The organism is Amycolatopsis dongchuanensis (genome assembly GCF_039542405.1).
GTDB classification, from domain to species: domain Bacteria; phylum Actinomycetota; class Actinomycetes; order Mycobacteriales; family Pseudonocardiaceae; genus Amycolatopsis_E; species Amycolatopsis_E sacchari.
Genome location: NZ_BAABIB010000120.1, coordinates 63286 through 83390, shown reverse-complemented (window position 1 = coordinate 83390; position 20105 = coordinate 63286). Strand labels below are relative to the sequence as shown.

General features: G+C 67.1%; 18 protein-coding genes, 2 pseudogenes and 1 riboswitch. Of the genes and pseudogenes, 11 read left to right on the top strand and 9 right to left on the bottom strand.

Features of this window, described 5'->3' with window-relative positions; translation table 11 throughout:
* Nucleotides 1–187: 187 nt before the first annotated feature.
* From ABFX51_RS31155 to ABFX51_RS31145, 3 genes are all read right to left on the bottom strand, one after another.
* Nucleotides 188–1066 (bottom strand): tyrosine-type recombinase/integrase, encoded by an 879-nt coding sequence (locus tag ABFX51_RS31155; protein WP_346055823.1) that lies wholly within the window; start codon nt 1064–1066, stop codon nt 188–190.
* A gap of 762 nt (nt 1067–1828) precedes the next feature.
* Complete coding sequence (locus tag ABFX51_RS31150; protein ID WP_346055822.1) at nt 1829–2323, bottom strand: hypothetical protein; 495 nt, start codon at nt 2321–2323, stop codon at nt 1829–1831.
* A gap of 17 nt (nt 2324–2340) precedes the next feature.
* The gene (locus ABFX51_RS31145; RefSeq protein WP_346055821.1) at nt 2341–3123 is read right to left on the bottom strand and encodes a NucA/NucB deoxyribonuclease domain-containing protein; all 783 of its coding nucleotides are present in this window, start codon (nt 3121–3123) and stop codon (nt 2341–2343) included.
* A gap of 512 nt (nt 3124–3635) precedes the next feature.
* Between ABFX51_RS31145 and ABFX51_RS31140 the strand changes: the two genes are divergently transcribed.
* The 5 genes from ABFX51_RS31140 to ABFX51_RS31120 all read left to right on the top strand — a co-directional run bounded on the left by ABFX51_RS31140 (nt 3636) and on the right by ABFX51_RS31120 (nt 10711).
* Complete coding sequence (locus tag ABFX51_RS31140; RefSeq protein WP_346055820.1) at nt 3636–7703, top strand: AAA domain-containing protein; 4068 nt, start codon at nt 3636–3638, stop codon at nt 7701–7703.
* Nucleotides 7700–8542, top strand: coding sequence for a hypothetical protein (locus ABFX51_RS31135; RefSeq protein ID WP_346055819.1), 843 nt, complete (start codon nt 7700–7702; stop codon nt 8540–8542). The genes ABFX51_RS31140 and ABFX51_RS31135 overlap by 4 nt, the downstream gene beginning before the upstream one ends.
* A gap of 201 nt (nt 8543–8743) precedes the next feature.
* Nucleotides 8744–9067 carry a hypothetical protein gene (locus ABFX51_RS31130; RefSeq protein WP_346055818.1) on the top strand — a complete coding sequence of 108 codons (324 nt, stop codon included), beginning with the start codon at nt 8744–8746 and terminating at the stop codon, nt 9065–9067.
* Nucleotides 9060–10226, top strand: coding sequence for a putative T7SS-secreted protein (locus tag ABFX51_RS31125; RefSeq protein WP_346055817.1), 1167 nt, complete (start codon nt 9060–9062; stop codon nt 10224–10226). The genes ABFX51_RS31130 and ABFX51_RS31125 overlap by 8 nt, the downstream gene beginning before the upstream one ends.
* A gap of 2 nt (nt 10227–10228) precedes the next feature.
* Nucleotides 10229–10711, top strand: coding sequence for a contact-dependent growth inhibition system immunity protein (locus ABFX51_RS31120; RefSeq protein ID WP_346055826.1), 483 nt, complete (start codon nt 10229–10231; stop codon nt 10709–10711).
* A gap of 111 nt (nt 10712–10822) precedes the next feature.
* Here the strand turns inward: ABFX51_RS31120 and ABFX51_RS31115 are convergent.
* Together ABFX51_RS31115 and ABFX51_RS39730 are read right to left on the bottom strand one after the other, a co-directional pair.
* Nucleotides 10823–11170 (bottom strand): annotated as a pseudogene (locus tag ABFX51_RS31115) (relaxase domain-containing protein); the annotation flags it as partial.
* Nucleotides 11171–11307: 137 nt separating this feature from the next.
* The gene (locus ABFX51_RS39730) at nt 11308–11535 is read right to left on the bottom strand and encodes a uracil-DNA glycosylase family protein (RefSeq protein WP_428832516.1); all 228 of its coding nucleotides are present in this window, start codon (nt 11533–11535) and stop codon (nt 11308–11310) included.
* A 323-nt stretch (nt 11536–11858) separates the two neighbouring features.
* Between ABFX51_RS39730 and ABFX51_RS31110 the strand changes: the two genes are divergently transcribed.
* Nucleotides 11859–13019, top strand: coding sequence for an epoxide hydrolase family protein (locus ABFX51_RS31110; protein ID WP_346055816.1), 1161 nt, complete (start codon nt 11859–11861; stop codon nt 13017–13019).
* Nucleotides 13020–13561: 542 nt separating this feature from the next.
* Here the strand turns inward: ABFX51_RS31110 and ABFX51_RS31105 are convergent.
* From ABFX51_RS31105 to ABFX51_RS39725, 3 genes and pseudogenes are all read right to left on the bottom strand, one after another.
* Complete coding sequence (locus tag ABFX51_RS31105) at nt 13562–13780, bottom strand: hypothetical protein (protein ID WP_346055815.1); 219 nt, start codon at nt 13778–13780, stop codon at nt 13562–13564.
* Between the two features lie 184 nt (nt 13781–13964).
* Nucleotides 13965–14114, bottom strand: coding sequence for a hypothetical protein (locus tag ABFX51_RS31100; RefSeq protein ID WP_346055825.1), 150 nt, complete (start codon nt 14112–14114; stop codon nt 13965–13967).
* A 64-nt stretch (nt 14115–14178) separates the two neighbouring features.
* Nucleotides 14179–14490: pseudogene (locus ABFX51_RS39725) on the bottom strand (Chromate resistance protein ChrB); the annotation flags it as partial.
* Between the two features lie 127 nt (nt 14491–14617).
* Nucleotides 14618–14843, top strand: a riboswitch (cobalamin riboswitch).
* A gap of 97 nt (nt 14844–14940) precedes the next feature.
* Between ABFX51_RS39725 and metE the strand changes: the two are divergent.
* The 4 genes from metE to ABFX51_RS31080 all read left to right on the top strand — a co-directional run bounded on the left by metE (nt 14941) and on the right by ABFX51_RS31080 (nt 18605).
* A complete protein-coding gene (gene metE / locus ABFX51_RS31090; protein WP_346055814.1) occupies nt 14941–17205 on the top strand; it encodes a 5-methyltetrahydropteroyltriglutamate--homocysteine S-methyltransferase in 2265 nt (754 codons plus the stop codon).
* The gene (locus tag ABFX51_RS31085) at nt 17202–17696 is read left to right on the top strand and encodes an acyl-CoA thioesterase (protein ID WP_346055812.1); all 495 of its coding nucleotides are present in this window, start codon (nt 17202–17204) and stop codon (nt 17694–17696) included. Before metE ends, ABFX51_RS31085 begins: the two co-directional genes overlap by 4 nt.
* Nucleotides 17697–17747: 51 nt before the next feature.
* On the top strand, nt 17748–18137 hold the full coding sequence (locus tag ABFX51_RS39720; protein WP_428832517.1) for an alcohol dehydrogenase catalytic domain-containing protein: 390 nt from the start codon (nt 17748–17750) through the stop codon (nt 18135–18137).
* Between the two features lie 210 nt (nt 18138–18347).
* Nucleotides 18348–18605, top strand: a complete 258-nt coding sequence (locus ABFX51_RS31080) for a hypothetical protein (RefSeq protein WP_346055811.1) — start codon at nt 18348–18350, stop codon at nt 18603–18605.
* Here the strand turns inward: ABFX51_RS31080 and ykgO are convergent.
* Nucleotides 18596–18718 carry a type B 50S ribosomal protein L36 gene (gene ykgO / locus ABFX51_RS31075; RefSeq protein WP_346055810.1) on the bottom strand — a complete coding sequence of 41 codons (123 nt, stop codon included), beginning with the start codon at nt 18716–18718 and terminating at the stop codon, nt 18596–18598. The two genes, ABFX51_RS31080 and ykgO, sit on opposite strands and share 10 nt — an antisense overlap.
* A 314-nt stretch (nt 18719–19032) precedes the next feature.
* On the opposite strand from ykgO, the gene ABFX51_RS31070 reads away from it, so the two are divergent.
* Nucleotides 19033–19515: an MBL fold metallo-hydrolase gene (locus tag ABFX51_RS31070; RefSeq protein WP_346055809.1), complete on the top strand. Its 483-nt coding sequence runs from the start codon at nt 19033–19035 to the stop codon at nt 19513–19515.
* Nucleotides 19516–20105: the final 590 nt, after the last annotated feature.

The following is a 20105-nucleotide window of genomic DNA, read 5'->3' as shown; positions in this document are numbered from 1 at the left end:
TGGGGGCATCAGTCATACCGAACCTGGCGACCACAGCTCCTTGATCAGGAACCACGAAAAAGGTAACGGGTGGCTGGGTGCCGCAGGGGTTTGTTGCTGCCGGTTCCGGCGGTCGGCGAGATGGTCGTGGCAGGAGAAGGGCCCGCCGTTCCCTGCTGGGGGCGGCGGGCCCTGAGGGGTGGCGTGGTCAGGCGGCGAGCAGGAGGGGCTTGGGTATGGCCGCGCCGTGGTTGTCGCGGAGGCTGGTGAGGGCGTCGAGCCAGCGTTGCTGGAGTGTGTCGAGGATGCGGGCTTCGACTTCGGGGGCGACGTGGGAGTAGATCTCCCGGATTTCGTCGGGGATCTCGTGCCCGAGGCGGCGTGCTTGGCCGACTTCGGGGATGCCGTCGGCGATCATCCAGGTTTTGTGGCCGTGGCGTAGTCCGTGGAAGTGCAACCCTGGCACCACCGGCTGGACCCGGACCCGCGGTCGGACCCGGTCGAGGTTGCCGTCGGCGGCGGGCCGCATCACCCGCCGCGAGAAGTTCGACCGTCGCAGCAACTGGTGGTCGGCGGTGACGAACACGTGCGGGTGCTGGTGGGTGTCGAGGAACGCGCGTAGCAGGGTGATGAGGAACGGGGGCAGGGTGATGGTGCGGGCGGAGGCGGCGGTCTTGGGTGGGCCGAGTTCGAAGTGCCCGTTGATCTCGTGCAGCGCCCCGATGTCGGGGTCGATGACGATGACCCCGTCGTCGAGGTGGGTGTTGATGCGTTGGAGTCCGGCGAGTTCGCCCCAGCGGGCGCCGGTCCAGGCGGCGGTGATGATCAGGATCGCGGCCCACAACCCGACCAAAGCGATGGCTTGGAGGGCGATCGCCACGACTTGCTCGGGGGTGGCCCAGAGTTGTTCGGGTCGCCGTTGGTGCCGGCGGCGGCCGCGTCGTCGGGGCTGGATGGGGTTGGCGGGGATGAGACGTTCGTCGGCGGCGTCGGCGAGCATCATGGTCAGGATCTTCACGATCGTGGACACTGTGCTCGGCGCGTAGCCCGCGGCGCGGAGTTTTTTCGCCCACGCGTGCACCTGCATTCCGGAAATGCCGTTCAATCCGGTGGTGCCCCAGCGGGGGAGGATGTGGTTGTTGGTGAGGCTGGTGTACTGGGCGAGGGTGGCGGGGGGCGAGGTCGATGGAGTCGAACCAGGTGACCGTCCACTCCTTCATCAGGAGAGAACCGGCCTGCGGGTCCTGGAACGCGCCGCCCCGCTGGTCGGCGTTGATTTCCTCCGCCTTGTTCTCGGCTGCCATCTGCGCCGCCTACAGTCGGCCACCACGTACACGCATCCGCCGACTACCACAAGTAGCGCTGGCCGCGGAGGCCATGGGAACCCAGGCGATCAGCGACAGGGGCAGGGTGCCCGAATTTCACGCCAATTTCTGTGGGGCAATCCTGGGGCACGGCGGCGCGCGCTCCGGCGCTGCAGCCCGCCGGACGCCAGCTTGGTGAATGCAGGGACAGCGGCAAAGCGTCGACGGGGACACCGAGGAGTTCACACTCGGCCCGCTAGCCTGACCGGACGTGGGGAACGCGAGAATGGCCGCAAGCTCGGCGATTGCCTCCGGTACTGCCACCACACACCTCCAGCAGCCGAACACGCACAGGAGGCGCTCACGTGAGAAAGCCGCAGCGAACGCGAATTCATCGAACGCTGTTCGGATAGCGAGACGGCATGAGCGCTGTCCGGTCGAGCCAGTCAACCTCACCCTGTGATGACCGCGCAGGCAGCGCCGCGCAAACACGGTGAGGTTAGGGCATTTCGGCGGCCGTATTCACCATCGCCTGTGCCTTGGGTTCATTTCAGGAATTGGGCGTAGTTGTCGGGGCCGTGTACGACGGCGGGTTCTAGGCGGTCCGGAACGGGCCAGATCTCGAGTAGGTGGTGTTCGATCGGCTCGGGAAGTTGTTCGGGCGCTTGTGACGCGGCCATCCGACCTCGAACAGAGAGCCGGATGCGGCTCCAGCCGGCAGGGACCTCGAGGTCTGTGGGGTCTGCGCTGTTGTAGGTGTCGTGGATGCGGAGTTGGCCGTCGCTGCAGTCGAGCGACCATTCGGCGGCCATCTCCCAGGTGGTGTCGACCTCGGCTGGTTGCCGCTCGTAGCGGCGGATCGTGAGATGTACTGGTCCCCATCGCGTTCCGCAGAGCACCGCGACCCAGTTGTCTTCACCGACGAACAGGCCGTCTTCGCTGCCCGGCCACATGTTGTCGATGCCCGGTAGTGAGCGGAGGTGGTACTGGCCATCCCGTACGGGGACGGTCAGTACCACCTCGGATGACGCATCAGTCACTCGTCAGTCTCCGGTCCTCACCATGCTGAAGTTCCATCGGCCAGGACGGCCTGGACGTAGAACTCGTTGTTGTCGAGGATACGGTAGTAGTCGTAGTAAGCGCCGGTAAGTCCGCCTTGACTGTCGTTGGCCGACTGCGGTACGACACGCGTCGAGCGGTCACCCGGGGCCGCTCCATTTCCGCCCTGCTTGGTTGATGCGAGAGGGTATTCGTCACATGACTCGCCCGGGCCGGTGACGACGCTGCCGCACGAGATCGCGCGGTTGTTGTCGATCGCCGCCTGATCGGTGATGCGGTTGAGAACGGAGCCATACGGGCTGCCCCAGTGGCTCGGGAGGTTGCGGATGGCATCGAAGACGTGCTGTGCGACAGGGCCCACCGCGGGGTTGTCGCGCGTGTCGTACAGGACGTAGGAAAGGCCCTGGTCGTCGACACATCCGGCGCCGTAGCGGTTGGGGAGATTGTCGCATCGGCCGAACAGCGTGTTGGCCTGGTGGTCGGCGAGGGTGACGGCGTTTCCTGGGGTGTTCAACCTGATCGCGGATCCCAGATTGCCGTTCAGCGACAGAACCTCATTGTACAGCAACGTGTCCGGGTACTGGGTGTACCACTTGCTGATGTGGGTTCCGTTGCCGAGAACAATTGCCTCGTTTTCGCCATTCGAGTCTTGGAGCTGCGAAGTGGTGCACTTGTCGGGGTGGCCGTAGCATCCCGTCCACATCGTGCCGGTGATCCCGCTCGCGAGGGTGCCCCATGCGCTGGTGACGGGGACAAGCTCGATTCGGGGCCCGGCATCCACGCGAGCAAGACCACCAGGCCCTCACAGCAGCTGAACAGCGTCAGTGTGGGGCTGAGACGAGCGACGCGCAGCTCGCTAGCGCGCCTGGGTATTTCCCCCACCGAGGAGACCGCGATGAAGTGTCTGTCCCGGGAAAGTCGCAGCTAACCGAACCGCCGGAAACACCGATCACGGGATAGACCGCCTAACTCTAGGCGGGCCCATCAGGACGCATCGAGCTGGGACGTGAAGTTCGCGTCAGATGTAGCTTGCTAAAGGTTCCAGGGCGAAGGTGCGAACATGCGCATTCGCGGCGGAGTGTGTGTATTTCCCGATTAGTGGCAATCGTGCGAAGGAGGGTCGTCTTCAGGTACCTTGTTGCACTCGGTGTCGCGCCTGCTCCGGTCGTGCGCCTCCAAATCCCCCAAACGGACGCTGACCTGTGCCGCCCTCTTCGCAATACTGATCTGCTCGCCAGTGCTCTGCGGGCTCGGCGTTCGCGCCGATCGCAGCGTTCGAAGGGGGAAGGGCAGGTGGCGATAGGTGCCGACCGTGCTCGGATCGACCTTGTCGGAGCCAAGGCGGAGTCGTGGGCGGACGACCTGATCGACTTCGGTCCCAACAACACACTGCTGTACTACCGCGACAGCAAGACGTGGAGCCTCGACCTGACCGATGGTTCTCCTGAGGTCCTCGCGCAGTTGCTCGCGGGGCGTAAAACCAGGCTCGACACCTTGGTAGCCGCTGGTGAGGCACACGCGGCTGCCTGTCAGCGCGCCCGTAACCTGCGCCGCAGGATGCTCACCTTCCAGGAGGAGCAGGGCATCGACGACGTGGGCAAGCTGGCTCACGGCCTGTTCTTGCTGCAACCGACGTCGACCAAGGGCACGACGCCGGTCAAGCCCCTGCGGGCGCCTCTCGTCCTTCAACCACTCACAATCACGCCTCGCACTGCTGCAGAGACCGATTACGTGCTCGAGCTGGTCGGAGCATCTGAGGTCAACCCGGTGCTGCTGTACGCGCTCAACCGCCAGCACGGCATCGACCTCGACGTCGAACAGCTCACCGATGATCTGAACGCCCTGCTCGAGGCGGATGATGACCGTTCGACGCACGCCGGACTCGTGTACCGGGCGCTGAGTGACCTCGTGTCCGAGCACGGCCGCACGGCTGAGTTCGAAGAGCGGCTGCTCGCCAGTACGTTCAGCTTCGACAAGCTGCCGATGGTGCGAGAGCTGAAGGACTGTGCCGAGCTCTTGGCGGAGCATGACGTCATCGCCGCGACGGCGGGTTACGAACCGGCCAGGCGCCAGCTCCGTGACGCGGCCGGCGGGTATCGACCGGTCGAACCGGACGAAGTTGCCCTCAGGGACGAGTACCTCGTCCTCGACGCGGACTCCTCGCAGCAGCGCGCTGTCAATGCGGTGCTGGACGGGCAGCATGTCGTGATCCAGGGGCCGCCGGGGACCGGCAAGAGCCAGACGATTGCCAACATCATCGCCGCCGCGGCGGCGAGGGGCTGGCGCGTGCTGTTCGTCGCGGAGAAGCGAGCCGCGATCGAGGCGGTCACCAACCGCTTGGAGCACGTCGACCTGGGACATCTGGTATTCGACCTCCACCAGCAAAAGATCGACAAGCGGCAGGTCGCTCAACAGGTGTCGGAGTCGCTGGACAGAGCGAGCAAAGAGCCACCTGCGGACGCCAACGGCCTGCACGAGCGGCTGACCGAACGGCGGGGCCACCTGTTGCACCACGACGTTGCGCTGCACGCCGTGGTCGAGCCGTGGGGCATCAAGGCGTTCTCCCTGTACGACAACCTCCTGGCCCTACCGGCCGAGAGTGGGAATCCGGTGCGTTTCCGTGGCGCCGAGCTGCGTGACCTGCACGGCGACGCCGTTCGGCGGGCCGAAGACGATCTCGTGAGGTTCGTCAACTCGGACGGACTCCGCTTCCACCGCGGCCAATCCGCCTGGTCGGAGTCGGACATCCGCACGTCCACGCAGGTGCAGAACGTGATCGTGCAGCTTGACGAGCTGCACGCCAGGACGTGGCCGGATGCGCAGGACCGGATGCGTCGCCTCACCGGGCAGGTCGGCCTGCGACGCCCTACGGACCTCCCGGGTTGGGAACAGGTCTTGGAACTGCTGCGTCACGTCGAAGGCACGTTGGCTCTGTTCGAGAAGGACGTCTTCGGCGACGAACTCGAGGACTACTGCTTCGCCACCGGGGACCGCAAGTGGCGGTCAGCCAACCCACGGTCGCTGAATTGGTGGCAGCGGTACAAGGTTCGCAAGGTGGCCGCGGCGCTCCGCAAGGCCGGGAAGTGCGATCGGCGCACGCTGCACGCGGATCTGAGCGCGGCGCTCGCCCAGCGCAACCGCTGGCAGGAGATGGCGGCGGGAGGAGGTGCTCCACAAGAAGTCATAGGTCTTGCCGAGACGCTTGAAGAAGTCGCCAAGGCCCGTGACCAACTGGCCGCCGTGGCGATGGGAGCGCGGCTGACCGCTTCCGACCAGTGGTCGGAAGACGAGGTGACAGCGCACGTGGGACGGCTGCACGAGGAGCGGGACTTCCTCTTCCAGGTCCCGATGCTGAACGAGCTGACCGATCGGCTCACCCGAATGGGGATGTCGCGCTTCCTCGACGTCCTGGCCGAGCGGAACGCGGACGCCGAGCTCGCGCGCAGCATGTTCCGCTACTCGTGGTACAGCTCTCTGCTCGACGAGTACCGGCTGCGCATCCCCCACCTTGGGCAGTTCGCGGGGCTGCACCACTCCCACATCGTGTCCGAGTTCCGGGAGCTCGACACCTCCCACTTCCAGCTTAACGCCCAGCGCGTGCGCCGACGCGTCGCCGAGAGGCTGCGTGAAGCGCGTGACGCGCACCCGGACCAGAACGACGTGGTCCGCGCCGAGGCGAAGCGCAAGCGGGGCCACATGCCCCTGCGCAAGCTGGTCGCCAAGGCGCCGGACGTCCTGCTCGCCGCACGCCCGTGCTGGGCCATGTCCCCGATAGTGGTCAGCAGGCTCTTGCCCGCGCAGCGGTTGTTCGACCTGGTCGTCTTCGACGAGGCCAGTCAGGTGGAACCGCAGGACTCGATGACCTCCATCATGCGCGGCAGGCAGCTCGTCGTCGCGGGGGACGAGCGTCAGTTGCCGCCCAGTGCCTGGTTCCGGACAGCCCTCAGCAGCGGTGATTCGGACAACGACGAGGACGACGACCAGGCGGATACGCCTCAGGTCCGGGATTTCGAGTCCATCCTCGCCTGCCTGAGCGCCTTCATCCCGAGCACCCTATTGCTGGAGTGGCACTACCGGAGTCAGGACGAGAGGCTGATCGCCTTCTCCAATAAGGCTTTCTACCAGGGCAAGCTCATCACCTTCCCCGGTTGCCAGGCCGTGAGCCCCCTGTCGTTGCACCAGGTCGACGGCCGGGTGGCGCCAGGGCGTGACGGGTCCGCCGAAGCCGAGGTGGACAAGGTCATCGATCTGGTGCTGACGCACGCCCGTACCGCTCCCGAGGACACTCTCGGTGTCATCACGATGGGCGGCAACCACGCCAAGCGCATCGAACTCGCCCTCCGGCGCGCCAATGCCAGCCACAGCGAGCTCGCAGAGTTCACCGGGCGCATGCAGGGGGCCGGACGTCGACTGTTCGTCAAGAGCATCGAGCAGGTCCAAGGTGACGAACGCGATGCGATCGTCTTCAGCCTCGGCGCGGCCAAGGCGATCAACGGTCGGCTCCACCTGACTGCCTTCGGCCCGCTCAATCGCCAAGGGGGAGAACGGCGCCTCAACGTGGCGATCACACGTGCGCGGAAGCGGATGGACATCGTCGCTTCGTTCTCCCCGCTCGACATGCCCACGACCGGGATCAGCGTCGGCGCGGACCTGCTGCGCCAGTACCTGGAGTTCGCGGACAACGGTGGCTCACTGGGCCTCGTCGGCGCGCGGGGCACGCAGGAGATGAACGGCTTCGAGTGGAGTATCCACGACGCCCTGGTCGATGCCGGCGTTCCGGTGACCCCCCAGTGGGGTGTGGCCGGCTACCGGGTCGACTTCGCGCTGGGGCACAGGGACCAGCCCGGTAGGATGGTGCTGGCCGTCGAGGCGGATGGAGACACCTATCACCGGTTGGGCAGTGCTCGTGACCGTGACAGGCTCCGTCAGGAGCACCTGGAACGCCTCGGCTGGCGGTTCCACCGTGTGTGGGCTAGCGAGTGGTTCCGCGATCGAGTCACGCAGACCGCGATGATCGTGGAGAGCTGGGAGAAGGCCATGCTCGACGCTGAACGCGGCGCTGCCTCTTCTCCGGCGACGACCGCGCCCCCACCGAGACCACAGCAGATCGCCGTCGAACGCGGTCCTCGCCCGGCATTCCTCTCGGCACCACGACGGTCGAAGATCGACGACTACTCGGACCGGGAGTTGGTCGAGCTGTGCCTGTGGCTGCTCACCGACCGGTTGCAGGTCGATCGCGACACCCGCATCGGCGAAGTCATTGACGAGATCGGTTTCCGCAAGCGCACGGCCAAGATGGAACAGCGCATCGGCAGCGCCCTGGTGCGCGCTCAGCAGTTCGTCGACGGACAGGGAGCATGATGTTTCCGCTGGATCCCAAGACCGTGGAGCGGGTCGCCAGGATCGTGGTCGGCCGGGGTACTCCGTACGAGCGCACGGGACGCGAAGTCGAAGCGCTCCTCCGCAACTCCGGCTGGATCGACCCGCCTGACTACGACGGCTCGGCCAAGGTCGGTTGGCTGGTCGACGCCCTGGTCGAACGCGAGAACGCGCGAACCGATATTGAACGTTTCCTGTGCCGGTTGTGCGATCCCCTCGAGTACCCGGACGGCATGGCGACAGCGGATGACGTCCGTCGGGCGGTCAACGAGGTGCTCGAGCTGGAGAGGCTCGAGGTCAGCCACGTCGATGGTCGGCCGGTGGTCGGAGAGCTGGGGAGCAACGGCACGGTCAAGGTCGTGCTTCACGTCGAGGACGTCGAGCAGCGGCTGCGCAAGCTGATCCGTGAGGAAAAGTTGATCCAGATGCTGGTCTCGCGGGTCAGGGAAAGCCAGTTCGCGGAGGCGAGCGGCTCGTACCTCCTCGCCCTCTTCGGCATCGGCAGCTTCGTCGAAGGGCTGCTCTACTCGGTGTTGACCAGCCGGTACCCTGAGTTGGCTCGAGAAGGATTCGCTGGTCGGAACGGCAAGATCCGGGCTGATCGTGCTGGTCTCGAGCTGCTCCTCGACACGGCTCATGATCGAGGGCTGGTCCAGCTTGACGCGAAGGACTTCATGCGCCCCGTGCGGGAGTTCCGCAACTACATCCACCCGCGCAAACAGTTCGAGACGGACTTCACCCCGGACGGAGACACGGTCGCCATGTGCTGGACGCCGGTGCAGGCGCTGCTGAACGATCTCGACAAGCTCATCGACTCCTAAGGGGCGAATGGGGTAACTGCGTAGTCCAGGGCGCAGCCGACGATCGGCAGCCTTTCCCTGAGCGGGCAGGTGGTACCAGGGAAGCCTTTGCTCGTGTCGGTCGGCTCCGCTGGCGGCCTTCGCGTCGCGACTGCCTTGCGCCGGGTGCCCCCTCTCGGAACAATGGCTGGGCACGATGTGTAATCGACAGGGTACTCAGCGATGCTGGACGGGCCGGGTTTTCATGTTGACGTCGACAAGCTCGACGAGGCTGCGCGGGGCGTTCAGGACAGCGTGCACGACCAGGACACCTTCCAGCTCCGTGGGCTCTGTGGGGAACCCGAGATGTACGGGCACGCGGGTGTCCACGATGCCCTGATGAACCTGTGTGTCCGATGGAGCGATGGCCTTGATGTCCTGGCGGAGGACGCAAGGACGATCGGGGATGCTTTGTCCAGAGTCTCGCGGGCTTATCGCGTGGTCGATGCGAACGCTGCCCGGTCGCTTCCGAACGACCCTGGCCTGGGGGCGGTCGAGGGTGGCTGAGCTGGGGGAGACTCAGGATCCGCTGCAGCTGGTGCCGGGGAAGCCTGAGGCGATCGACGAGAACGTACGTGTCCTGCGTGCGCGTGGTGAGCGGGCGAACTGGGCGGGTGAGGGGCTGCTCGCGATCGACACCGGTGCCTGGGAGGGGCCAGCTGCGCAGACATTCCGAGACAAGTTCAGCTACGAGTCGGCGAAGTGGTTCAACGCGGCCGACTCGCTTTCGGGCGCCGCCAATGTGCTGGCCGAGTATGCGGACACTCTGCGGTGGGCCCAGGGGCAGGCGATCGAGGCTGTGGATCTCTGGAATCAAGGACAGGCCGCGACCCAGCAGGCGAAGAGCGCTCATGACACCGCTGCCGCGGAGGCCGCCGCAAACAACCAGCCTCCGCCGCCGTTCATCGATCCGGGGGAGTCGGCGCGGCAAGCCGCGCGGGACACACTGGGCCGGGCGCGGTCGCAGCTACAGGAGGTGGGTGATCGGGTTGCGGGCTTCCTGCGGGACTACGCGGCGGATGCGCCGCAGGATTCGAGCTGGCTGGACGACGTCGGTCACTTCTTTCTTGATGTCGGCACGCACATCGTCAACGACGTTGCTTCGTTCGGCAACGCGATGCTGCATCACCCCGAGGATGTCCTAGGTGCCCTCGGCGGTTTGGGCCTGACTGTTGCCAGTGGAGCCGGGGTGGCAGGTGGTGTCGTCCTCAGCGCGACCGGAGAGGGCGCTGTGGTGGGAGTGCCACTGGCGGGTGCCTCGGCGGCCGGCGTGGCGACCGGCGTCGGCACGATGACCGCGACAATCAGTGATCTCGGGTCGCACGCTGGGGGCGACGATCGGGTGGAGGTGATCAAGCCCCGGCGGGAGTCGAGTACACCGACCAAGACGGATCGGCTGAAGGAGCACTTGACGGACAAGGATCTCGACGCTGCACGGCGGGAGCTGAACGGCGAGATCGTCAAAGAAAAGGGCAGTGGCGTTCCCTACGATCACATCAAGGAAGTCCGGGAAGCCCAGGACGGCCTGGCCAACCGCATCAACCGGATCAAGCAGCTGCTCAGTGACTCAAGGCTCAAACCGGAGGAGCGGCCGGATCTGGAGTCGGAACTGTCGGAGGCCAGCCGTCTGCTGGACTACACCGAGCAGTGGGTTCCCCGCGGCTGATCATGGTCGGCTGGTTAGGATCGGTGTTCGGAAAGGGAGGTCAGGCGGCGTTGCGAAATGACGAGGTTCGAGACGATTTGTCGCTCGAGCAGATCGAGGACGAATACTGGGGCGAGGCGCCTGCTGACGCGACTCGTCTGATCAGGACTGTCCACGATGTGCGTCGCAAACCGCTCGGACAGTTGGGCGCCGAGGACTATCGTGTGTTGCTGCTCCAGCAGGTCGGTGTCGAGGTTCTGGTGCCGCGTGCCTTGACGCAGCTGGAACGTGAACCGCTGTGGGAGGGCGACTTCTACCCCGGTGATGTCCTCTCGGCTGTCCTGCAGTTGCCGGAGCAGTACTGGCACGCGCACCCTGACCAGCTCGCGAGACTCTCCCGGATCGTGGCGACTTTGGGTGACGCGACGGAACTCGATGCGGTAGGCGCACCAGGCGGCTCGCTCCGCGCTCGCGTCGACGAGTTCCATCACCGTGTCGGGGTTTAAGCCCGCCCCTGAACCGGCCCGCCGCAGCTCGGCCCGAATTTCGGCCGAGATCGGGGCACCGACCGGGCGGTCGTACTCGCGGTTGTAGTCCTTGTAGGCCTGCGACACCGTGCTGCGCAGGTGATCCAGCTGCGAGTACTGCGGAAACCGGCGGCCCAGCCGGGTCGCTCGCGGGGCCTGGTGCGCGGTGGCGCCGCCGGCGATCATCTCCGCTTCGATCGCGTCGGCGTGCGGATGCTGGCCCTCACCGAACAGCGCGTTCATCTGGGCAGGAGTGACCGCGCCGGAGAGCTCTAACGCCTGCGCTCCGCCGCCGAACCATTCGCCTGCCGGGTAACCACGGGAGAGGTAGTGATCACTGAGCAGCTCGGCGGGTTTGACCCGCCGGTCGCGATCCGCGCACGCAACCGAATTCGTGAGGTGCTCATGACCACCAGGACTCAGCTTCCGCAAGCCCATCATTAGCCCGTGCCCGACCGATCCTCTCCGTCTGCGGTCCGAACTGTGCGCGGGGGAAGCCGAAGGCTGTCCGGTAGCCCGTCACACCGAGTATCGCGATCCATTGCGGACTGATCGCCTGGACGCGCTCGGCGAGGTCATGACCGCCGGCGAGGAGTTCCGCGCCGGACGATACTGGTGATTCCCATGCCCCAGCCCAGTAACAGTCGCTCTTCGGCCGGGTGCAGCACTCGCGGGGTGAACCCCGCGCGGTAGAGGGCGGGCCAGAATCTGTTGCCTGCGCCGTGGAAGCTGTGACCGGCCGCCGCGGATCTTCGGCCCGGGTTGATGCCGACGAAGACGACGTGGAGTCTCTCGGTGAGCACGTCGGGTAGTACGGCATCGGCGGAGCCGCTGAGCTCGGCTCCGCCTTCGACGGGCCCGAATGATGGGGCGAGGCATCTTCGCCCAGCGCAATCTTGAGCTCACCGGACTGGTCCTGGTCAAGCGGGGACGCGCGCCCGAGTCGAATGACGCGATTGCATTGTAGACAGAAGGCGCTCGAATATCACGACGTGCTCACGCCGTTGCTCGCGGTCGCAGCGTGCACGGTATTGGTCTCCGAATGTCGGATATGTGCAATTACACGAGTCAAGGCCGCATTCGCGCATTCGCGCATCGAGCGGTTCTCTCCACTACAGTTGTGGACGTGACGGAGATCGAATCTTTTCCGGTGAACATTCCCGAACACGACATCGAGGACCTGCAGGAGCGCCTGGGCCGTGTCCGGCTTCCTGAAGCGGAGACGGTCGAGGACGGTACGCAAGGTATCGGCCTGGACCACTTGCAGAGCCTGCTGGACGTCTGGCGAGCGCACGACTGGCGATTCCTGGAACGGAGGTGGAATGCGATACCGCACTACCGCACCCGTTTGGACGGCTTGGACATCGCGTTCTGGCATGTGCGCTCGCCCGAGGCGGCTGCCTTTCCCTTGGTGCTGACGCACGGCTGGCCGGGCTCGGTCCTGGAGTTCGAGAGCGTCATCGGGCCGCTGACCGACCCGGTCGCGCACGGCGGTGCCGCCGAGGACGCCTTCGACGTGGTCATCCCGGCGCTGCCGGGCTTCGGCTTCAGCGAGCGGCCCCGGGAACGCGGCTGGAACCCCGGCCGCACCGCGCGGGCCTGGGCGGAACTGATGACCAGGCTCGGGTACGAGCGCTTCGGGGCGCACGGCGGTGACTGGGGCGCGCCGGTGAGCATCAACCTGGCCCGCCTGGAGCCCGAGCGGGTCGCCGCGCTGCATTTGACCATGCCGTTCGCGTCCCCCCTGCCCGAAGACCTGGCCGCGGCGGACGACGCCGAAAAAATCATGATCGCCAAGCGTGACAGCTTCATGAGGACCGGTCCCACCCATGCGATCGTCCAGAGCGTGTTCCCGCAGACACTGGGCTACTCTCTGCTCGACTCTCCGGCCGGGCTCGCCGCGTGGCTGGGCCAGGCGCTGGTCGACTTCTCGGACAGGCGGCCCGAGGCGGGCGGCGGCGTCAGCGTGGCACAGCAGGTCGACAACATCGCCCTGTACTGGTTCACCGGCACCGGAGCCTCCGCCGCACGCTGGTACTGGGAGGCGGCGCGGGCGACGCCGCGCAGCGCACAGGCGCAGAACGAGGAGACGGTGACCGTGCCCACCGCCTTCACGCTGTTTCCCGGCGAGCCCTACCCGACCGCCCGGCGTTGGGCGGAACACCGTTACCACGACATCATCAGCTGGAACGAGATGGAGTACGGCGGGCACTTCGCGGGCTGGGAAAAGCCCGGCCCGCTGGTCAGCGAACTCAGGAACGCCTTCCGTCAGGCCCGCGATCATTAGGGGGACCGTATTGAAGGACGAGTCAAAGGTGACGTGACGGTTGCCTGGCGACAGGGCCTCCTTCGCGGACCTCAGGGCGGGGTACGGCGTCGTTCCGAGTCGGCGGGCCGCGTCCTGAGCGTCCACAGGAAATCATCGCGGGTCGCCGAATGCACGGTTATGCCTGTATGTCTGGTCCGTGCCGACGCCCCTGGGTTGAAACGAGGGCTTCAAACCCCGTTTACCACTCACGACTCCTATGAGAAGTTCTCAAAGTGGACATCTCGGCCCTACTTCGTGTCCCGTGTAGGTAGTCGATGAGATGGCAGGCTCCTTTGCGTGCACAATCTGTCGCCAACTCGCCTGAGCTCGGAACGCGTCCACTGTGGCGTTGATTGCGTCTGACGCGCCGGACGCCACACTGGATGCATGCGAACCAACTCGCCCCCTGTCCCGCGAGTTGGCCGTTCCTGTCCCGATGGCAACACATGAGGTTCACGCCGAACGGCGGACAGGGGCTTACGAAGGTGCCACCGCACACTGTTGTAGAAACGCACCAACTGTCAATCGCGGCAACGAGTTCCGACTTCCCGGTGCAGGCATGCCGGTAGTAGTGCTCGTGTTGGGACGTCGGCCAGAACGAATCCGCCGGCCTGTTGTCCCAGCAGATCCCGGTCGCGCCCATCGGCCGGCGTGCCCTGCGCCGTACCGAGAATCGCGCGCTTCGGTGAGGCGGCGCCGGTGGTCTCGGCGAGCTTGTCGGGGCCGGCGCACTTGGCCATCAGAGCGAGTCGAGCTGGTTCTTCTGCATTGCGGCAAAGTTCGCCAGAGAACGAGTTCAGCGCTCATACTCGGGGGTGCGTGAAACGACGTGACAACTCCACACCTCGCGTCGTGCGTCGGTCGGCCGCCGCACCGGATGCAGCGAATGAAGGTGACGCCGACTGATCCGGTGACCGCGTGTTTTCATCGGCCCGCGGCGTCCGCGTCGCCGTCTGCGGCGAGCGAGGCGGGGGCTCGGCCGTGGATCAGTGCGGCAGCCCGGTAGCCGACCACCACGCACGGAGCCATGGTGTTTCCCGAGGTGATGCGAGGGAGGACCGACGCGTCCGCGATACGCAGGTTCTGCGTGCCCCGGACTCGCAGTTCGTGATCGACGACGCGCCTGCTCGTCGGCCGGCTCCTGCCGCAGTTCCGGCTGTCGTTCCAGCACCTCGGCGTACTCCGCGTCGCGGGCGGCGTTGCACTCGGCGACCACGGCCTGTTCCTCGGTCGGCTCGATGAACGCCATCGACAGGATCGGGGCGGTGCCGCCCTGGTGGCGAATCCGGCCGGCCAGCCAGCGCATCTGCGTGGCCACCTCGCGCCGGGCGGGCAACAGGCGCACCGACTGCTGGAGGTAGAGCACGCCCAGCGTGCGCAGCGAACCCGCGGCTTCGGCGGTGGAGGCGCTGATCCGCAACCAAGAACTTTCGCCCGGTTCGTGCGTCACACCGTATGAGACGCACGTCACAACATGCAGGTAAAGACAGGTTGGGGAGGGTCGGGCACTGTTCCTCGCCGAGAGTCACGAGCCTGGTGAGGTGGATCTGTTCACTTGCCCGCCGAACCGGGGGCACTAGACTGGCTGCACCACTGGTTCGCCTGGGCGCGGTGACGCGTGCGGGTGAGACAACAGGGAACCCGGTGTGAATCCGGGACTGCCCCGCAGCGGTATGTGGGAACGAAAGCCGTCACCACGCGAGTGGTCCAGCACTGGACGCAGCGGCGTCCGGGAAGCGACGGCCGGTAGGTGCGAGTTGGGCGCCCACGAGTCCGAAGACCTGCCCGTGGTACGCGCGCCGACGGCGCGCGTGAGTCCGGGCCTCGCGGGATGGGCACGACCGAAACGCGGCTTTCTCGCGTGCTCGGACTCGGTGGACGAGCTCGCGAGGAGAGAGCTGTGACCGATATCGGCACCACGGTGCTGGGCTACCCGAGGATCGGCCCGGACCGAGAACTCAAGCGCGCCCTGGAACGCTACTGGGCGCACAAGATCGACGAAGCCGCGTTGCGGGAAACCGGCCGGGAACTGCGGGAACGAACCTGGCGTGACCTGGCATCCGCGGGGTTGGACTCCATTCCGTCCAACACGTTCTCGCACTACGACCAGGTACTCGACACCGCCGAGCTGTTTGGCGCGCTGCCCGAACGGTTCACCCGCCTCGGGCTGTCGCCGCTGGACACGTACTTCGCCGCAGCTCGTGGCGTCCAGGACGCGCCCGCGCTGGAGATGACGAAGTGGTTCGACACCAACTACCACTACCTTGTCCCGGAAGTCGGTCCGGACACGACGTTCACCCTCGCCGGGACCAAGCCGGTCGACGAGTACCGCGAGGCGAAGGCGCTGGACATCGAAACGCGGCCGGTGCTGGTGGGGCCTGTGACGTTCCTGCTGCTGGCGAAGTCCACGACCAAGGACTTCCGGCCGCTCGACCTGCTCGACACGCTGCTGCCCCGCTATGTCGAGCTGCTGCGACGGCTGCATGCCGAGGGCGTCGAGTGGGTGCAGCTCGACGAGCCGGCGTTCGCCGCGGACCGCACCGAGGCCGAGCTGAACGCGCTGATCCGCACCTACCACTGGCTTGCCGACGAGAGCGAGCGGCCGAAGATCCTCGTCGCCGGCTACTTCGGTCACCTGGGGCGTGGGCTCGGCGTGCTGGCCCGTTCCCCGATCGAGGCGGTGGCCGTCGACCTGGTCACCGACGGATCCTTTGTGGACGCCGTGGCGGCAGAGCCGGCCTTGCGTGACAAGGAGGTCCTGGCCGGAGTGGTGGACGGGCGTAACGTTTGGCGGACCGACCCGGACCGCGCGCTCGCCCACGCCGCCACCTTGATGGGTGTGGCGGGCAAGGTGAGCGTCTCGACGTCGTGCTCGCTGCTGCACGTGCCCTACGACGTCGAGCGTGAGGCCGGGCTGCACTCACGGCTCAAGGGCTGGCTCGCCTTCGCCCGCCAGAAGGTCGACGAAGTCGTGCTGCTCGGCAAGGCACTGCGCGGCGACGACGTCGAGCTTTCCTCTGCGCGGCAGGCGATCGCGGACCGCAGGGCGGCGACCGCGCTCGCCGACGAGGAGGTCCGCGCCCGGATCGCGGCGATGCGGCCCGAGGACGCCGTTCGCGCGCCGTACGCCGAGCGCGCCGCGGCACAGCAGGCCGCGCTCGGACTGCCGCCGCTGCCGACCACGACGATCGGCTCATTCCCGCAGACCACCGAGGTCCGCAAGGCTCGTGCGGCGCACAAAGCGGGCACCCTCGACGAGGCCGCATACGGGTCGGCGATGCGTACCGAGATCGAGCGCGTGGTCCGGCTGCAGGAGGACCTCGGCCTGGACGTGCTGGTGCACGGCGAACCCGAGCGCAACGACATGGTGCAGTACTTCGCCGAACTGCTCACCGGATTCGCCACAACCGCGCATGGCTGGGTGCAGTCCTACGGCTCGCGCTGTGTTCGCCCGCCGATCCTCTACGGCGACGTCTCCCGTCCGGCGCCGATGACTGTGGCCTGGGCCCGCCACGCCCAGAGTCTCACACCCAAACCGGTCAAGGGGATGCTCACCGGCCCGGTCACGATCCTCGCCTGGTCGTTCGTCCGCGACGACCAACCCCTTGCCGACACCGCCCGGCAGGTCGCGCTCGCCGTTCGTGACGAGGTCCACGACCTGGAAGCGGCGGGCATCCGGATCATCCAGGTCGATGAGCCGGCACTGCGCGAACTGCTGCCGCTGCGTAAAGCCTGCCACGACGAGTACTTCGCCTGGGCGGTGTCGGCCTTCCGGCTGGCGACCTCGGGGATCGCCGACTCCACCCAGATCCACACGCACATGTGCTACTCGGAGTTCGGCGAGGTGCTGCCCGCGATCGACGCGCTCGACGCGGACGTCACCAGCATCGAAGCGGCGCGCTCGAAGATGGAGGTGCTCACCGACCTCTCCGCCGCCGGCTTCGGCCGCGGTGTCGGGCCGGGCGTGTACGACATCCACTCCCCACGCGTTCCGGACGTCGAGGAGGTCTGCACCTTGCTGCGCACAGCCGTCGCCACGGTGCCTGCGGACCGGTTGTGGGTCAACCCGGACTGCGGCCTGAAGACCCGCGGCTACGCCGAGGTCGAATCCGCGCTGCGCAACCTGGTCGCCGCCTCGCGCGCGGTCCGGAAGGAGTTGGTGTGAGGGGCAAGCCGACGTCGGCGTCGAGGCTGACGCTCTCGCAGATCATGGATGACCACGACACCAACCTCATGGGCACCGTGCACGGCGGGGTGCTCATGAAGCTGGTCGACTCGCTCGCAGGCGTGGTTTCGGCCCGGCACTCCGAGGGCGCGTCGGTGACCGCGGCGATCGACGAGATGGTGTTCCGCGTGCCAGTCCGGGTCGGAGACGTGCTGCACCTGCACGCCCAGGTCAACTGGACCGGCCTCACGTCGATGGAGGTCGGCGTGCGCGCCACCGCGGACCGCTGGGACCGCTCGGTGCCACCGGTGCACGTGGCCTCCGCCTACGTCGTGCTGGTCGCCGTCGACGACGACGGCCGGCCGCGTGCGGTACCGCCGATCGTGCCGGAGACCGACGAAGACCGTCGCCGCCACGCCGAGGCCGGGATCCGCCGCGCCCATCGGCTTGCCCGGCGCGCCGCGATCACCGCATCGCGTACCGTCGCCTGAACCCCTTGGTGTGCGGGGTACTCCCCGCACACCAAGGACCAAGCGCACGTCCTGCGCATCGTCGACAAGCCGGTTCGCGAACCCGCCGGCGAGGTCCGCATCCGGATCGAGGCCTTCGACGTCAACCGGCTCGACGAGCTGACGCGCTCGGGCTCCTCGCCGCGGCCCGTCCGGTTGCCACACGCCCGCCTGGGCTGCGAGGGAACGGGCACCATCGACACCCCCGGCCCCGGCGTCGACGAGTTCGCCATCGGCGACGCGGTGGCGTACTCCACCGCCTACGGTCGAGGAGCTGTTCCCCGCCGGGATGCTGGACGCGATGTTCGACGCCTACCTGCATCTGGTCGGCCGGCTGGCGGACTCCGACTGGACCGGCTCGGCTCAGGCGCAGCTTCCCCCGCTACAAGCGCAAACACGGCTGCGGGTGAACGACACGGCTGAACCGCAGGACGAGACCCTGCTGGACGTACCGTTCTTCCGCCACGCCGCCTGCGCGCCCGGTGCCCCGGCGGTGCTCGGCGCGTCGGGCGAGGTGCTGTCCTACGGCGAACTGGCCGAGCGCCCGCTGGGGGTCGCGGGGAAGCTCCGCGACCAGGGCGTCGTGCCGGGGACCGGGTCGCGGTCTGCCTGTCCAAGGGACCGGACCAGGTCGTGGCCGTGCTCGGGGTGTTCGCCGCCGGCGCGGCGTACGTACCGGTGGGCGTCGACCAGCCCGCCGCGCGCCGGGACCGCATCCTCGCCACCGCCGGAGTCCGCGTGGTGCTCGACGATGTGGCGTACACCGCTGCACATTGCGGACACGCGGGAGCAGGCTGTCGCCGAGTTGCGCGAGACGATGCCGGGCTGGCCGGCGGACGGCCTGGCGGGCTACCACTTCGTTCGCGTTCTCCTGCCTGTGGTCAGCCCTGACGAGCCTTGTAGCGGGGATTCTTCTTGTTGATCACGAAGACCTTGCCGTGTCGCCTGACGACCTGAGCACCGGGCTTGTTCTTGAGCGAGCGCAGAGACTTCCGCACCTTCAACGCATCCTCCAGGAGGCAGGGTCGGCCAGCCGTCAACAGGCTAGTTATTGATAACCGTTTTCAACAGTATCACGAGTGGTCTTCCGGGCGTCAGGTGGTGTGGCCGGCCCCTCGGTCGTCGGCGCCACTTCGATATCGGGCTCTCCGTTCAGCAGAGCGGAGAGGAGGCGGATCAGAGCGGCGTTGTGTGCCGTGCGCCAGGCGAAACCCGGGCCGCGAAACCGGTAGGCTCCGCCCGCGAAGATCACGAAGTTCGGTCACGCCTGCGTGCGGGTGGAGCACGCGGACGGCATTCTCGTGATCGACCCCGGGGAGTGGACCGAACCGGAAGCCGTTGCCGGAGCGGACGGGTCCTCGTCACGCACGAGCACTTCGACCACATCGACGTGCGCCACCTGGCCGGGCTCGACGTCCCGGTGTGCGCACCGGCGGGGGCCGACATCCCCGGTGCCGACTTCATCGAGGTCTCCGACGGTGACGACTTCGTGGCCGCGGGATTCCCGGTGACCGCGATCAGCAGCGAGCACGCGACGGTCTACGGAGGGCAACCCGTCTGCCCGCACCTCGGTTACCTGCTGGCCGATGCGCTCTACCACCCCGGTGACGCACTACGAGTGTCCGGCCGTCCCGTGCGGACGTTGCTCCTGCCCGTCCACGCCTCGTGGCTCAAGCTCGCGGAGGCCGTGGATTTTGCCGCCGCCGTTCAACCGCAGGTCTCACTGGGGATCCACGATTCCTGCCCGCCGAACCGAAGAACCTCGAGATCTGGCTGCCACAAGCCGAGATCACCGAGCTGATCGCCCTGCGCACCGACGCCCCGGTCGACGCTCCCACGCCGCCCGGCCGACGATGGCTGCACCACGGCAGCTCGCTGAGCCACTGCGCCGAGGCCGCGAGCCCCACCGGAACCTGGCCCGCCATCGCCGCCCGGCTCGCCGGCGTCGAGCTGACCAACCTGGGCTTCGGCAGCAACGCACTGCTCGACCCCTTCGTCGCCCGCGCCATCCGCGACGCCGGCACCGACCTCATCAGCCTCAAGATCGGCGCCAACCTCGTCACCAGCGACCTGATGCGACTGCGCGCGTTCGGCCCGGCCGTGCCCGGCTTCGACGCCACCACCCTGCGCTTCCGCACCCTCGGCACTCCGGACGACCTGGGCCACGGGCGGCTCAGCCTCAGGATCGTCCGCGACGAACTCGCCCGCATCACAACCGAACGAGCCGACCCCCACCTCCACTACCTCGACGGCCGCACCCTCTACGGCCACCAGGACTTCGCCGAACTCCCACCGCCCGACGGGCTCCATCTCGACGACGCCGGCTACCAGCGCGTGGGAGAGCGCTTCGCCCAATTCGCCTTCAACGGCCCCTTCGCATGAACCTCGACA